This window comes from Pandoraea horticolens (assembly GCF_902459555.1).
Classification (GTDB): Bacteria; Pseudomonadota; Gammaproteobacteria; order Burkholderiales; family Burkholderiaceae; genus Pandoraea; species Pandoraea horticolens.
Window position 1 is genome coordinate 1 of record NZ_CABPSM010000006.1, and the last position, 14,669, is coordinate 14,669.

15 protein-coding genes are annotated in these 14,669 nt (G+C 63.1%); 10 read left to right on the forward strand and 5 right to left on the reverse strand.

Going from position 1 to position 14,669, the window contains the following annotated elements; all coding sequences use genetic code 11:
• Together PHO31112_RS27400 and PHO31112_RS11595 are read left to right on the forward strand one after the other, a co-directional pair.
• Positions 1–349 (forward strand): hypothetical protein (locus tag PHO31112_RS27400; RefSeq protein ID WP_217427023.1); only part of this gene is annotated, 349 nt, incomplete at its 5' end.
• Between the two features lie 92 nt (positions 350–441).
• Positions 442–2,085 carry a phospholipase D-like domain-containing protein gene (locus tag PHO31112_RS11595; RefSeq protein WP_150620664.1) on the forward strand — a complete coding sequence of 548 codons (1,644 nt, stop codon included), beginning with the start codon at positions 442–444 and terminating at the stop codon, positions 2,083–2,085.
• 33 nt (positions 2,086–2,118) lie between these two features.
• Here the strand turns inward: PHO31112_RS11595 and PHO31112_RS11600 are convergent, their stop codons facing one another.
• The 3 genes from PHO31112_RS11600 to PHO31112_RS11610 all read right to left on the reverse strand — a co-directional run bounded on the left by PHO31112_RS11600 (position 2,119) and on the right by PHO31112_RS11610 (position 6,307).
• A complete protein-coding gene (locus PHO31112_RS11600) occupies positions 2,119–4,653 on the reverse strand; it encodes a TonB-dependent siderophore receptor (RefSeq protein ID WP_150620665.1) in 2,535 nt (844 codons plus the stop codon).
• A 113-nt stretch (positions 4,654–4,766) separates the two neighbouring features.
• The gene (locus tag PHO31112_RS11605; RefSeq protein ID WP_150620666.1) at positions 4,767–5,786 is read right to left on the reverse strand and encodes a FecR domain-containing protein; all 1,020 of its coding nucleotides are present in this window, start codon (positions 5,784–5,786) and stop codon (positions 4,767–4,769) included.
• Positions 5,783–6,307: a sigma-70 family RNA polymerase sigma factor gene (locus PHO31112_RS11610; protein WP_150620667.1), complete on the reverse strand. Its 525-nt coding sequence runs from the start codon at positions 6,305–6,307 to the stop codon at positions 5,783–5,785. Before PHO31112_RS11610 ends, PHO31112_RS11605 begins: the two co-directional genes overlap by 4 nt.
• A gap of 271 nt (positions 6,308–6,578) precedes the next feature.
• Here PHO31112_RS11610 and paaA point away from each other — a divergent pair, with 271 nt between their 5' ends.
• The 8 genes from paaA (at position 6,579) to PHO31112_RS11650 (ending at position 13,126) form a co-directional block, all read left to right on the forward strand.
• Positions 6,579–7,586 (forward strand): 1,2-phenylacetyl-CoA epoxidase subunit PaaA, encoded by a 1,008-nt coding sequence (gene paaA / locus PHO31112_RS11615; protein ID WP_150584087.1) that lies wholly within the window; start codon positions 6,579–6,581, stop codon positions 7,584–7,586.
• 41 nt (positions 7,587–7,627) lie between these two features.
• Entirely contained in the window at positions 7,628–7,924 is a 297-nt protein-coding gene (gene paaB, locus PHO31112_RS11620; protein ID WP_039393802.1) for a 1,2-phenylacetyl-CoA epoxidase subunit PaaB, read from the forward strand.
• 59 nt (positions 7,925–7,983) lie between these two features.
• Positions 7,984–8,787, forward strand: a complete 804-nt coding sequence (gene paaC / locus PHO31112_RS11625; RefSeq protein WP_150620668.1) for a 1,2-phenylacetyl-CoA epoxidase subunit PaaC — start codon at positions 7,984–7,986, stop codon at positions 8,785–8,787.
• 44 nt (positions 8,788–8,831) lie between these two features.
• Positions 8,832–9,407: a 1,2-phenylacetyl-CoA epoxidase subunit PaaD gene (gene paaD, locus PHO31112_RS11630; RefSeq protein ID WP_174995684.1), complete on the forward strand. Its 576-nt coding sequence runs from the start codon at positions 8,832–8,834 to the stop codon at positions 9,405–9,407.
• 85 nt (positions 9,408–9,492) lie between these two features.
• Positions 9,493–10,581: a 1,2-phenylacetyl-CoA epoxidase subunit PaaE gene (gene paaE, locus PHO31112_RS11635; protein ID WP_010806887.1), complete on the forward strand. Its 1,089-nt coding sequence runs from the start codon at positions 9,493–9,495 to the stop codon at positions 10,579–10,581.
• A 202-nt stretch (positions 10,582–10,783) separates the two neighbouring features.
• On the forward strand, positions 10,784–11,572 hold the full coding sequence (locus tag PHO31112_RS11640) for a DUF1835 domain-containing protein (protein WP_150620670.1): 789 nt from the start codon (positions 10,784–10,786) through the stop codon (positions 11,570–11,572).
• Positions 11,573–11,581: 9 nt separating this feature from the next.
• Positions 11,582–12,238 (forward strand): TetR/AcrR family transcriptional regulator, encoded by a 657-nt coding sequence (locus PHO31112_RS11645; RefSeq protein WP_150620671.1) that lies wholly within the window; start codon positions 11,582–11,584, stop codon positions 12,236–12,238.
• Between the two features lie 300 nt (positions 12,239–12,538).
• Complete coding sequence (locus tag PHO31112_RS11650) at positions 12,539–13,126, forward strand: GNAT family N-acetyltransferase (protein WP_425495186.1); 588 nt, start codon at positions 12,539–12,541, stop codon at positions 13,124–13,126.
• Positions 13,127–13,210: 84 nt separating this feature from the next.
• Here the strand turns inward: PHO31112_RS11650 and PHO31112_RS11655 are convergent, their stop codons facing one another.
• Both PHO31112_RS11655 and PHO31112_RS11660 read right to left on the reverse strand, forming a co-directional pair.
• Positions 13,211–13,699, reverse strand: a complete 489-nt coding sequence (locus tag PHO31112_RS11655) for an Lrp/AsnC family transcriptional regulator (protein ID WP_010806891.1) — start codon at positions 13,697–13,699, stop codon at positions 13,211–13,213.
• Positions 13,700–13,913: 214 nt separating this feature from the next.
• On the reverse strand, positions 13,914–14,123 hold the full coding sequence (locus tag PHO31112_RS11660) for a hypothetical protein (protein ID WP_150620673.1): 210 nt from the start codon (positions 14,121–14,123) through the stop codon (positions 13,914–13,916).
• Positions 14,124–14,669: the final 546 nt, after the last annotated feature.

Below are 14,669 nucleotides of genomic sequence, written 5' to 3' on the forward strand. Positions count from 1 at the left end.
CTGCATCAGCAGCAGAGAAGTGAGATTATGTCGCAGCTTCTCGTCGTCGTCAACAGTTTTTTTCGCTTTCTTCGCTCATCGCCCTAGCAACTCGCAAGCCCCAAAACCCCTGACCACCAGGCTTTCCAGCCCGTCGCCCCATACCGCTTCGCCGCTTTCGCGGCGTCGCCATCGTTGCGAGAGACGAGATATTAGTGAAAACCCCGAACCCTGGCAAGCCCTTTGTGAAAATAATTTGAAAAAGGCAAAAAAAGGCCCGCGTCGTGAGCGGGCCAAGATCCATGGGACAGGACACATGGAGGAGACGGGTTCACTGTATCCGGGCATCCCCGAGCGACGCAACCAATGAAATCGCATATGCTTCTTGAAAGCTCGCCTATATGGAAAGGCGGCGTCAGCGTCCATGTCGCCCCCTTCTTTACTATATATAGAGCGTTCGAAATGTCCCTTTCGCGCGTCTTCCGGTCTCCTCGCCGTTACCTCTTGTGGCGGCGCCGGCTCACGTTTCTGCCGCTCGCGCTCTTCGTCGTTGCCTGTAGTTCGGTACGCCCGCCCCCGGTGCCGTCCCAGTGGGCATCTCACACGTCGGCCGCCACCCCCGGTGCGCTCGCCAGCGCTCTGGCCCCCAGCGCCCTCGCCCACCCCGGACAGTCGGGCTTCCAACTACTGGCGACCGGTTCCGACGCCTTCACCGCCCGTCTCGCACTCGTTCAATCCGCCCAGCATAGTCTTGACGTGCAGTACTACAGCGCGGAAGAAGACGTCACCGGACGCCTGCTGCTCCAGTCACTGCTCGACGCCGCAGCCCGGGGCGTGCGCGTTCGTATGCTGGTCGACGATATGAACCGCCGCCATCTCGACCCTACCCTCGCTGTGCTCGACCAGCACCCCAACATCGAGATCCGAGTCTTCAATCCGTTCGGCACGCTCAAAACCACGCTTTTCGAGCGCGCAGGCAACCTGCTCACCCAATTCGACCAGCTCAACCGCCGCATGCACAACAAAGCCTTGATCGCCGATAACCAGTTGGCCATCGTAGGGGGGCGCAATCTCGGAGACGAATATTTCGACGCGGATCCGGATATCTCCTTTCGTGATTTCGATCTGCTATGCGCCGGACCGGTCGTCGACGCGATTTCCCGTAGTTTCGACCACTTCTGGACGAGTCCGCAGTCCTATCCGCTGAAGCAGCTGCAGTCGAAGATCGACAAACAGACGCTGGACGACACGCGCGAGGCATTGGCCCGCCACTGGCGCGACGCCGACGGCATGCCCGTCGGGCACAAGGCGCTTCACCAGCCATCGCTCGCGGACGGCCTACGAAGCGGCGAACGCCCCCTGTTCTGGGCACCCGCAGAGCTTGCCGCCGACAGTCCCGATAAGCTGGACATCCCGGCGGCAGAGAGCAAAAGCGCGCCGGGCGCCAAATTGCGGCAATTGGCGGCAAACGCGCAGCACGAAGTTCTGATCATCTCTCCGTACTTCATTCCATTGGACGGCGGCGTCCGGTTCCTCTCCGCGCTCGCGCAGCGAGGCGTCAAGGTACGCGTGCTGACGAACTCCCTCGCGGCAACAGACGTCGTCCCGGTTCACGCCGGTTACGCACGCTATCGCCCCGCCCTGCTCAAAGCGGGCATCGAACTGTACGAATTCAAGCCGATCCATTCGAACATCGGGGAGTCCACGTCACGGCGCATCACGTTAGGCGGTTCATCGCGTGCGAGTCTGCACGGTAAGGCGTACGTAATCGATCGTCGCGACGTCATCCTCGGCTCGTTCAATCTGGACCCTCGCTCGGTCCGTCAGAATACGGAGCTGGCGATGGTGATCCACAGCCCCGAATTTGCCGAACGCATGGCAGGCATCTTCGACCAGGCGACGTCGGCCCGCGTCAGCTTCCGGGTCGAACTGGTCCCCCCTGGCACGACACCGCCCACCCCCACGCCCCCCACCATACCCGCGTTGCGCTGGGTCGGCGAGGAAAACGGGCAGCCGCGTACGTTCGACGTCGAGCCCTACGCGTCTTTCTGGCGCAACTCGGTGGCAGGCGCTTTCACGTTGCTGCCGAGCGACGATCTGTTCTGAGCTGGCCGCCGCCCCGCTAACAACAAGCGTCGATCAGAACTCGAACGTTGCCGAGAGCGTGGCCGAACGCGCATCGCCAATGGCGACGAAATACTGACTCGCGCTCGACGGGTAATACGTCTTGTTGAAGACGTTCTTGACGTTGAACTGATAGTGCACCGGGTGACGGCCGATCTTCGTGTCGTAGGTGGCGAACACGTCGGCAACGAAATACGCCGGCAGCGTGAAGCTATTGGCCGAGTCGCCCGGACGCGAGCCAATGTATCGGCCAACCGCGCCCAGACGCAAATTGCCGCTACCGTCGCCCAGCACCGGGCCCCAGTCATACACCCCGGCCAGCGATGCCGTATGGCGCGCCACATTCGCCAGCGTGTTCCCAGTGTAGAGCGGGTCGTCCGTGGTCTTCGCGTCGATGAACGCGTAGCTCGCGATCACATTCCAGTGCTGTCCGATTCGGCCCGAGACATCCAGCTCGACACCGCGCGAGCGCGCCGCCCCCGACGTCCGCCAGTCGATCGCCTTGGTGACGTCGTTGAACTGCGACACGAGCACGTTGCGCTTGTCGATGTTGAAGATGGCCAACGACCCGCTCAACCCGCTCGGCATGTCGAGCTTCGCCCCGACTTCGTACGATTTGGCGTGTTCCGGCGCGACGTTCGAGTCGATCACGACGCCGGACGACAGCGGCGCGATGGTCGACGTCGGCTTGAGCGACTCCGAATAGCTGCCGTACAGCGACAGATAATCCGTCGCCTTATAGATGACGCCCGCGCGCGGCAACCACTTCGAGTCGCTAAGGTTCGTATTGACCTGGAACGGGCGCCCCTTTCCCGCCAACTGGCTGTACGTCAGCAAACGCAGCCCGCCCACGACGATCCAGCGGTCGGTCACGTGGATAGCGTCCTGAAAGAAGAGCGACGCATCGTGCAGCGTATCGGTCTGATCGCTGTCGCTCGCCGACACCGTCGTCGGGATCACTTCACAGCCGTAGACAGGACTCAGATAGCGGAACGTACACTTCGCCGCCTGACGAATCAGATCGCGACGATAAATGCGCCGGTACTCCCAATCGCCACCGAATTGCAGATCGTGCCGCATGCCCGCCAGATGCACTTTGCCGTCGAGATAGGCAATGCCATAACTGTCGGTGCTGTCCGAGCCGAGCGTGCCATCGTTGCTTCGCGAGATGGTCCCCGTCTTCGTGTTGATACCGTTCACGCGCAGTTGGCCGGCGTCATACGTCTCGGTGTTGTAGCTGTAGCCGAAGTGCGCCTTCCAGTCGGCATTGAACTGATGATCCACCGTGATCTGGGCCAGATGCGACTGCCCTGTCATCTCGTTATGCACGTCGTCCAGACGCTCGCGTGCAGAGACGGCGAGCGGCTTGTTCGTGGTCGGATCGATGACCGTGCCGCGATCGAACGGCGTGAGGAAATTGCGGTACTCGTACGAGAGCACCACTTGCGTGTCGCGTCCGTAGTAAGCGAGCGTCGGCGCGACCAGCGTCTCGCGCTGCGAGCCGAAGTTGCGCCAGTACTGTTGGTTGTTCTGGTCGACGACCAGCCGATACGCAAGACCGCTGTCGCCGATCGGCCCCGTCGTGTCGAGCGTTTCTTGCGCGCCGTTCTTGCCGTGCCCGTAGCTCGTGCCAGCCACGCTCACCGCCGTATAGGACTTGAGCAGAGGACGCTTGCTCACCACGTTGATCACGCCGCCCGGGTCCATGATTCCGTACAGCAGCGACGTCGGCCCCTTGAGCACTTCGACGGAATCAGCGTTTGCGTTGAGACCGCGCCCCTGCACGAGCGGCATGCCGTTGTGCATGATCGAACCGTCGCGGTTACCGCCGAAGCCGCGTTTGAGCAACGTGTCCTGCGTGCCCGCGAGGGTATTGCCCTGCACGATGCCGCTCACGTTGATCAACGCGTCGTCGAGCGTGCGGGCACGCTGATCGGCCAGCACCTGATGCGGCACCACATTGATGACCTGAGGAATGTCCAGTAGCGGGGCGTCGGAGCGCGAGACGTTGGCATCTGCCGGCAGACGGTACGCATCGGACCAGGCTTGTGCCTGAACCCGCGTGGTCGGCAATGTCACATCGCCCGTGCCGCCCCCGGTAGCGAGCGCAGCGGCGACCGGCGCACCCTGCGGCACCAGCGTGTAACCAGCCCCCTGCGGCGATGCGCTCAGTCCCGTGCCGGCCAGCAATTGACCGAAGGCACCCGGCACATCGAAACGGCCTTGCACACCGGGACTCCGACGCCCTTCCGTGAGGGCAGGTGCGTACGTCAGGAGAATGCCGGCTTCGCGGCCGAAACGTGTCAGCACTGTGTCGAGCGAACCCGCCGGAATGTCATAGGCGCGCGTGGCAGCACCGAAAGCACCGGCGGCGACTTTGGCGGATGCATTCGGCTGGCCTGCCGCCTGCGCGTGCGCCACATTGGCGTAGAACGTCGAAGCAAACGTCACCGCCACGGCGACGCTGACACTGTGGCGATGCAATCCGGAGGAAACGCGCGCATCGGAATGACGAGCGGCGCGCGGGAAATCGGGTGAAGCGACGGCCATGATGGGAGATCTCGTTCTGGCAATGGAGAGAAGGTTTCACTTCCCTTGTCACGCGAGACCGAAGAAACAGCTCACTGACCGGATAAAAATTTTCGGGGGATGCAGACAACGTGTCAGCCGCGCGGACCGATCGTCACCCAGTAGCGAGTGACCGACGCCACCGACACGGGCAACGCGTGCGGCAGCATGGCGAGAATCGCATCCGTATCGACCAGCGGATACGTGCCGGACACCCGCAAGGCTGCAACCGCCGGGTCGCAACGGACATATCCACGTCGATAGCGCGACAACTCGGCGAGGAACGCATCGAGACGCATATCGACTGCGACGACCATGCCGTCAGCCCACGCGCCATCGCCATCGGCGAGCGACGTCACGGACGCCACATCCTGCGACGTGAACCGCGCCTGCTCCCCGGCATGGACGATCCGCGCGCTGCCGGCATCGTGGTCAGACGCCTTGGGGGCCACGCGCACCGCGCCTTCGAACACTTGCACCCATCCGGCGTCAGTCCCCTGCCCGCCCTGACGCACCGCGAAGCGCGTGCCCATTGGTTGCAGCGTCGCCTGCGCGGTCACCACAAGCAGCGGTCTGGGTGGCGCGTGCCCGGCGTCCTTGCCGGTCGTGATCATCACTTCGCCGTTGATGAGCGAGATGCGTCGCGTATCCCCGTCCATCGACAACCGCACGGCGCTGCGCGTATTCAGGACGAGCGTCGTGCCGTCTGCCAGCCGCAGCGTGCGGCACTCGCCCACACCCGTGTGCACATCCGCTCGCAGCCGCTGGACGGCCAGCGGGTCGGTGGCCACCCAGGCCCCGGTGCCCGCGAACAACGCCCCGGCGATGCCCTTCACTGCCATTCGACGCCCGCGCGAGCGCGGCGCCCGAAGCGCTGCCTGTGCGACGGCTGCGCCGAGCGTGCCAGACACATGGCGCATGCGCTGGTCCGCCTTTTCGATATGCCGCCAGGCGCGTTCGTGGTCGGGATGCGCCTCGCGCCAGCGTACGCACGCGGCGCGCAACGTCTCGGTGGCGTCGCCGCTACCCAGCATCACCCACCATTCGACGGCTTGCTGCGCAATACCTGCGTCGACCCCACCGATCGAGGAAACGGATGCGGAAGTGCGCGTCATGCGGCGCCCATCGAGAAGAAGCATTGCGTGCCGGCGCGCACGAGATGGCGCTTGACCGTCGCGAGCGAAATGCCGAGTTCGGCGGCGATCTCCAGATGCGTCAGACCGTCGAGTTGCGCCAACAGGAAGGCGCGTTTGACGAGGGCGGGCAGCCCGTCGAGGCAGCGGTCGATTTCGAGCAGCGTCTCGAGCAAGACGGCGCGCTCTTCGGGTGACGGCGCGAGGACCTCCGGCTGTTGCGCCAGAGCGTCGAGATAGGCGCGCTCGATTTGTTCGCGACGCCAGTGGTTGTAAAGCACGCGTTGCGCAACGGTTGTCAGGAAAGCGCGCGGCGAGGCCAGCACGCGCGGCGGATCGCGCTCGAGCAGACGCACGAACGTGTCGTGCGCGAGATCGGCCGCACGGTGCGAGCAGCCGGTCTTGCGATGCAGCCAGCCGTGCAGCCAGCCATGATGGTCGGTATAGAGTCCCTGCAGCGTGGTGTCGCGCGGCAGCGTAGGCGGCGTATTGTCGGCGGGCATACGCCCCTCCTGTCCCCTGACCAGGTGCGGCCGAAAGGCTCAGACACCTAATTTGCAAATGAGAATCGTTCGCAGTATAGCAAACAAGTTCCCCGGGACGGAACGCCGCGCACGCCGTCATCGCTACGCGTGGCGCGTATACGACAACGGTATGCCCCCCTGCCACCGCCCTCGCAATCGCCTGCGCCGTATCATGGAAAACATTTATTGACCGACCGTCCGGTCGGTTTATAATGCGTCCATATCCCACATGCCGCGGAGGCCTTCCTCTATGTATACGCAAGCCATCGATCTGGCCGGCAACAGCCCCAAGGGCGTGCGCGCCCTGAGCGAGGCGGAGCAGCAGCAACAAGCCCGCTTCGACGCGCGCGTCGCTGCCGATCAGAAGATCGAGCCGCAGGACTACATGCCCGCCGAGTACCGCAAGACACTCGTGCGCCAAATCTCGCAGCACGCGCACTCTGAAGTCATCGGCATGCTGCCGGAAGGCAACTGGATCTCGCGCGCGCCCAGCCTCAAGCGCAAGGCGATTCTGCTCGCCAAGGTGCAGGACGAAGCCGGCCACGGCCTCTACCTGTATTCCGCAGCCGAAACGCTCGGCACGTCGCGCGACCAGATGATCGACGCCCTGCACGCCGGCCGCGCCAAGTACTCCAGTATCTTCAATTACCCAACGCTCACGTGGGCCGATGTCGGCGTGATCGGCTGGCTCGTCGATGGCGCCGCCATCATGAACCAGGTGCCGCTGTGCCGCTGTTCGTACGGCCCGTACGCGCGCGCCATGATTCGCGTGTGTAAGGAAGAGTCGTTCCACCAGCGTCAGGGCTTCGACGCCCTGCTCTCGATGATGAGCGGCACGCAAGCCCAACGTGACATGGTGCAAGAAGCCGTAAACCGCTGGTGGTGGCCGGTGCTCATGATGTTCGGTCCGAGCGACAAGGAGTCGATCCACAGCACCCAAACCATGCAGTGGGGCATCAAACGCATCTCGAACGACGATCTGCGCCAGAAGTTTGTCGACGCCGCCGTCGAACAGGCCAAGGTGCTCGGCGTGACCTTCCCCGATCCGGATCTGAAGTGGAACGAGAGCCGCCGCGCCCACGACTACGGCGAGATCGACTGGAGCGAATTCTGGCGCGTGGTGGGCGGTGAAGGCCCGTGCAACAAGGAACGTCTCGGCACCCGTGTGGCTGCCCACGAGAAAGGCGCCTGGGTGCGCGACGCCGCCCTGGCGCACGCCGCCAAGCAGCGCCAGCGCGCCGAAAAGCAGGCCGCCTGAGCCGCATCCGGCCAGCCCCTCACAAGACATCAGGAACGATCATGACGCAAGCAAGCAACAAGGAATGGCCCCTCTGGGAAGTGTTCGTACGCAGCAAGATGGGCCTTGAGCACAAGCACAGCGGCAGTCTGCACGCCGCCGACGCCGAGATGGCGCTGCGCATGGCGCGCGACGTCTACACGCGCCGTCAGGAAGGCGTGAGCATCTGGGTCGTGCCGTCGGTCGCCATCACGGCGTCGGCCCCGGAAGACAAGGCCGAGCTGTTCGATCCGGCCGCCGACAAGATCTACCGCCATCCGACCTTCTACCAGCTGCCGGAAGAAGTGAACCACATGTAAGCGGCGGCGCGCCCATGCAACTCCATGCCCACGGCGCGCCCCATGCGAGACCCCAGAACATGAAACCGACGCAGGAACATCTGTCCTATCTGCTGCGCCTCGCCGACAACGCGCTGATCCTCGGTCAGCGCAACGCGGAATGGTGTGGTCACGGCCCCGTGCTGGAAGAAGACATCGCGCTCACCAACCTGAGCCTCGATCTCATCGGTCAGGCGCGCATGCTCTATCAGCATGCCGCCAAGGTCGAAACCGATCTCACCGGCATCACCAAGCAGGAAGACGACTACGCCTTCTGGCGCGACGAATTCGCGTTCCGTAACTGGACGCTCGTCGAGCTGCCCCACTATGGCCCGACCGCCGGCACAACTGCCGCCGAGCGCGACTACGCCGTGACTATCGTGCGCAACTTCCTCTACTCGGCCCTGATGGTCGAAGTGTGGCAAGCCCTCGCACAGTCGGCCGACACCGAGCTTGCCGCCATCGCAGCCAAGTCGATCAAGGAAGCGCATTACCACCTGCATCACGCGCGCGACTGGCTCGTGCGCTTCGGCGACGGTACCGAGGAATCGCACCGCCGCGCGCAGGCCGCGCTCGATTATCTGGTGCCGTACATGAACGAGATCTTCAAGCACGACACGCTCGAAGACACCGTGGCCGCCGCTGGTACGGGCGTCACGATGGTCAGCCTGAAGGACGCGTGGCAATCCACGATGAACGACGCGCTCGCCGAAGCCACGCTCACCGCACCGGTCGGCGGCGCGTTCGAAAGCACCGGCAAGTTGGGTCGTCACTCCGAGCACATGAGCTATCTGCTCGGCGAGATGCAGGGGCTGGCACGCCAGCATCCCGGCGCGACCTGGTAAGCCTCGCGATGCGCTCGTTTGCCGCTCTGGACACCGATCCGACCATGAATCTTCCGCTCACACCGCCTGTCGCACCCGACGTGCTCACGCCGGCCTCGGCGGCGTCGCTGCCACTCGCATGGCAAACGCTCGAAGCGGTGCCCGATCCGGAGATTCCGGTCGTGTCGATCCGGGAACTCGGCATTCTGCGCGATGTGCGCGTCGTCGCGAACGACAGCGGCGACACGGCGTTCGAGATCGTGATTACACCGACGTACTCGGGCTGTCCGGCGATGCAGCAGATCGCCGAAGACATTGCCGCAGCCATGACGCGCGCGGGCCTCGGCCCGTGGCACGTCAAGACGGTGCTCGCACCCGCATGGACGACGGACTGGATCAGCCCCGAAGCCCGCGAGAAGCTGCGCAGCTACGGCATTGCCCCGCCCACGGGCGCGCATGCCGTAGCCGCCGATGCCCCACGCAAGATCACGTTCTACGGCCGGCCGAAGGACGGCGTGCCGTGCCCGCATTGCGGCTCGGCCGACACCGAGGTCGTATCGGCCTTCGGCTCGACCGCTTGCAAAGCGCATTACCGTTGTCGCACGTGCCGCGAGCCGTTCGACTACTTCAAGCCCTATTGATTGACCCGACTGATCCCGCTTCGCGCATAGCGATGCCGACACTCCGCCCGTCGGCACCCGCAGCCGGGCGGCAAGGAAGCCCACGATGACGACCCCGCAATTCCACTCGCTGACCATCCGCGAAATCCGGCCCGAAACCGCCGACGCCATCTCCATCGCCTTCACGGTGCCAGACGCGTTGCGCGACGCCTATCGTTTCACGCAAGGCCAGTTCCTCACGCTCAAGACCGAGATCGACGGCGAAGAAGCCCGTCGTTCCTACTCGATCTGCGTCGGGGTGCCCGAGTACGAAGCCACGGGTGAACTGCGCGTGGGCATCAAGCGCGTGCCGGGCGGCAAGTTCTCGAACTTCGCAAACGACCAGTTGAAACCGGGGCAGCAGATCGACGTCATGACGCCGGATGGCCGCTTCTTCACGCGCTTGGCGGCAAACAACGCGAAACACTACGTCGGTTTCGCCGGCGGCTCGGGCATCACGCCGATGCTCGCGCTCATCAAGACCACGCTGGCCGCCGAGCCCGACAGCCAGTTCACGCTGGTCTACGGCAACCGTTCGGTGCCCGCGATCATGTTCGCCGAAGCGCTCGAAGACCTGAAGAACACGTATCTGGGCCGTCTGCGCCTGTATCACGTGCTCTCGGACGAAGCGCAAGAAGTCGAGCTGTTCAACGGCTTGCTCGATCAGGACAAGTGCACCGCCTTCATCGAGACACTCATTCCGGCGTCGAGCATCGATGAAGCCTTCATCTGCGGCCCGGGCCCGATGATGGACGCCGCCGAAGCTGCGCTCGCCGCCGCCGGCGTCGCCAAGGAAAAGATTCACGTCGAGCGGTTCGGCGTGCCCTCGCCGCAAGCCGCAGCGAAGCCGGTCGTCATCACGGAAGATACGCCGATGGCGGAACTGGTCGTGGTGATGGACGGCAAGGAACGTCGCCTGCGCCAGCCGTATGAAGGTCAGAGCATTCTGGATACGGGGCTGGCCGCCGGTCTGTCGCTGCCCTACGCCTGCAAGGGCGGTGTGTGCTGCACGTGCCGCGCGAAAGTGCTCGAGGGCGAAGTGGCGATGGACAAGAACTACACGCTGGAAGACTACGAAGTCGAGCAGGGTTTCGTACTGACGTGTCAGGCACGTCCGCTCACGGAGCGCGTCGTGGTGAGCTACGACGAGCGTTGAGCCGGCGTCCAGCCTGCGCTGAACCGGCGCGCCGGAGCCGCCGCATCGACGGCTACGGCATGTCGAATGCGTGTTTGCCACGCCGTGCGAACGTCACGTCAACACGGCCGGAACATGCGTGAAATCCCGCCAATGCGCCGACGATTTCGGACATTACGGGGGCGTCAACCCGAGGGTGCGGGAATACCGTAAACTACCGGGCATGAATACCATCCATGTCGTTTGTGGCGATATCGCCGCGCAGCAGTTGCGTGCGGCGATGGCGCTAGCGCATCGCGCCGACCCCGTGCTTGTCCTGCGTGACGATCTGGCCATTGGCCCGTTGCGGGAGGTCGACGAGAATGAGCGGCAGCGGGCCGCCTTCTGGCAACGCGTGCTGCCGTCTGCCGGCCGCGATTACGCCAGCGAGCTGCGTGAAGAGCTGGCATCGCTGCAACGTCTGGTGGAAGGCGACAACGCCGTGGTTTGCTGGCATGGCGACAGCGCGTCGGATCAACTCACGCTGCGACGCGCGGCATTCATGCTGCGCAACACGCCCGCCCGTCTGAACGAGGTCGTGCTGCGCGGCAGCGACTTGGCAACGCCCGGCACACCGCCCGCCGCAGAACGGCGTACCAGCGTCGGCATGTACGCGCCGGAAGTGCTGGCCGAACGCTTCGCGCGCATCGCCCCGATTTCGCTGTTGCGTATTGGCCGTCTGTCGCTGGAATGGCGGGCGCTCAAACAGGTGAACACGCAGGTGCGCCGCTGGATGCACAACACCTTCGAAGGCGCGACATTTGCCGAGATCGACGACCAGATTCTGGCCCGGGCACCCGTTGCCTGGACGCCGATGGCCACGTTCATCGGCGAGATGATGCCCCGCGTCGAAGGTTTTTTTGCGACCGACAGTTTTCTATTGTGGCGCTGCCGCGAACTCGGTGCAGCAGGCCGGCTCGCGTTGCGCGGCGACACCACGGCGCCCGCCGCGTGCGATCTACGACTGGAGTAACCCCCGTTTATGGCACGTACCAAAGCGCCCGATCATGAATCGCAGCGCGAACAGATTCTCGACGTCGCCGCCGAGGCCTTCGCCCACGCGAGCTATCCGAGCACGTCGATGTCCGAGCTGGCCGCCGCATGCGGCACATCCAAGGCCCGGCTGTATCACTACTACGCGAGCAAAGACGCCATTCTGTTCGATCTGCTCGAGCGCTATACCAAGCGCCTGATGTTGATCGTCACCGAGGTCGAGGCACTTGGACAACGCCGCGGGCTGTCCGAGCGCGACACGTTCCACGAACTGATCCGCGCGTTTCTCGACGAATACGAGACGTCGCAGACGCGCCATATCGCGCTGCTCAACGACGTCAAGTTCCTCAACGACGAGCAACGGGAGATCGTGCTCAACCGTCAGCGGGACGTGGTGGCCGCGTTTGCCCGTCAACTCTCGCGCGCGTTCCCCGACCGGGTCGCCAAGCACAATCAGACGGCGCTCACGATGATGCTGTTCGGCATGATCAACTGGACCTTCACATGGCTCAAACCCGGTGGCCGCATGCGGTACCGCGATTTCGCCAACGAAGTCATCGCGGTGCTTGAACACGGACTCGTCGCGCCGCTGCCGGGCGGTCTCGAAGCCGCCATCCCGGCCGCAGCTACGCCCTCACGCACCTAAAGAAGCGAGTAATCACTAACAAAAAAGGGCGATAAATCGCCCTTTTTTGTTGCCTCGCAACAACCTCTCATCGAGGACGACATCGAGAAAAGACGCCATTCTTCAGTGACTTAGGTGTTTCCCTCCACGGCAGGCATTTATTTCATAGGGTTTTTACCTACTCGATCAGGTATAATTCTTTTGCGTCGCACAATTCAGTACACGCACTAAAGAATACCCAAGGATTACGCCATGACTGCCCCGAACCCCACGCCCGAAGTCGCCCGCGCGACGATTGCCGCCAACGAGCGGTCGAGCGTGATGATTCGTGAGCTGACGTCCGGCGACATCCACCGACTCCAGCGCCACTTTCTGGCGCTCGGCGAAGAAGATCGCCTGCTGCGCTTCGGTCAGGCCGTCACCGACGATGTGATTACTCGCTACGTCGCCAGCCTCGATTTCTCGCGTGACAGCGTATTTGGTGTCTACGACGATAATCTCGCGCTTGTGGCTGTTGCCCACGTCGCCCAACTGCCGGAAGGCAAGAACGGCCGCGTCGCAGAGTTTGGCGTCTCGGTGCTCGAATCGGCCCGTGGCCGTGGCATCGGCTCATGTCTGTTCGAGCGCGCCGCCATCCATTGCCGTAACAAGCGCGTCGACACGCTGTATATGCACTGCCTCTCGCGCAACGCCCGCATGATGCGCATTGCGAAGAAGGCCGGCATGGAGATCAACTTCGCTTACGGCGAAGCCGACGGCTATTTGAGCCTGCCGCCGGCCGACACGCAGTCGATGCTCTCGGAAATGATGCAGGATCAGGTCGCCGCCTTCGATTACGCGGTCAAGCGTCAGCTTCGCAACGCCCGCCGCCTGTTCGGTGCACTCCTGCCGAACGAGCGTGCTGCCTGACCGACACGTCAGCCGTCCCGCAAAAAAAACCCGGTCGATTGGCCGGGTTTTTTTGTCTTCGTCACAATGACGACATTTACCGAGCTACGGCAGCGGCAGCGCCGTCGTCTCCTTGAGCTGATCGAGCACGAAGCTCGTTTTGACGTCGACGACGCTCGGGTGCACGATCAGTTGCGTCTGCATGAATTGTGAGAAGTGCGCCATGTCGCGCACATGCACGCGCAACAAATAGTCCATGTCGCCGGCCATCGCGTAGCAGCCGACGACTTCCGTCCAGGTCTCGACCACGCGGCGGAAGTGCTCGATGACCGAGCCGCCCTCCCCGTCACCGGGATGCCGCTTGTCGAGCCGTACGTTGACGTAGGCGAGCAGGCCGAGGCCGAGTCGCGTTGGCTCGAGCAGCGCAACGTAGCCGCGAATGACACCGGCCTCCTCCAGACGCCGGATGCGCCGCAAGCAGGGACTTGGGGACAGCCTGACCTGCTCGGCAATTTCGAGATTGGACAGCCGGCCGTTGCTTTGCAACAGGGCGAGGATCCGGCGATCGATCTTGTCCAGTTCCAGTTTCGACATTTTTCTCCCCATTATTGGTATATATGCGCAATATTATTGCGCAGTAATTTTATTTTCAGGAAGACGTCGCCCCGGCAAGACGATTACGGAACATTACAGTCCCGTTCTGAAGCATCACAGACAAAGAAAAAGGCGCCAACCTGATCAGGCGGCGCCCCGGTGGGTCGAAGCGTGTCGCCGATGCGGCAACGCACTCAGCATGGATCGGGCCGCATTAGCGGCGCTGGAATTCTCGCGGATCGATCGTGCGCTGGTCGAGCGGGCCTTCGTAACGCTGCGGCTGTTGCGTGGTTCGCTGCTGCGTAGTGGGGGTAGGTTCGGCCGTTTTGTCGCGCGCCATTTCATCAGCGCGAGCAACGCTCACTTCCAGGGTCAGAAACGAAGCGGAAACCAACAGGAATTTCGCAATGTTTCGTTGATTCACAGTGACTCCTTCTTGCGTATCGCTATATTGCTAGGCGCACTGACTGTGCGCTAAGAACGTACCCAACGTGTCGGGTAAAGCGTTAGTGGGCATTCTGCCCGGTCTGTTCCCGCTGCCCCCGAACCGTTACACGTTGTTACCCCCATGTCAGAAGACACCGACAAACGCACGGTTGCCGACATAATCGCGACACAATGCCGCCATTTTGAGGCGAAATCCGAAAGCGGTCATGCGTCTCGATGTCGCACCCGCAGGCGATACAAGGGGGCAAAGACAGAAACGACAGACGAGGGTTTACGCCATCCATCTGACGTTTACGTAAACGTCATAATCCTCGTTATACTGCCCCCGATCGGTCATCTATGAAACGTCACCCTACCCGTCAGGCACCGCCCTGACACCGGTGCTAACATAAGTTCGACTGGCATCAGTATCACGATAAAAGGCCCCGCTCGACGGGTGATCTCACGCAAGTGAACACCTGGGTAAAGCGATATTCAGAGGCCGGCATTCACCGCTGCCGTCCTGCTTCACGAGAGCGGGAGG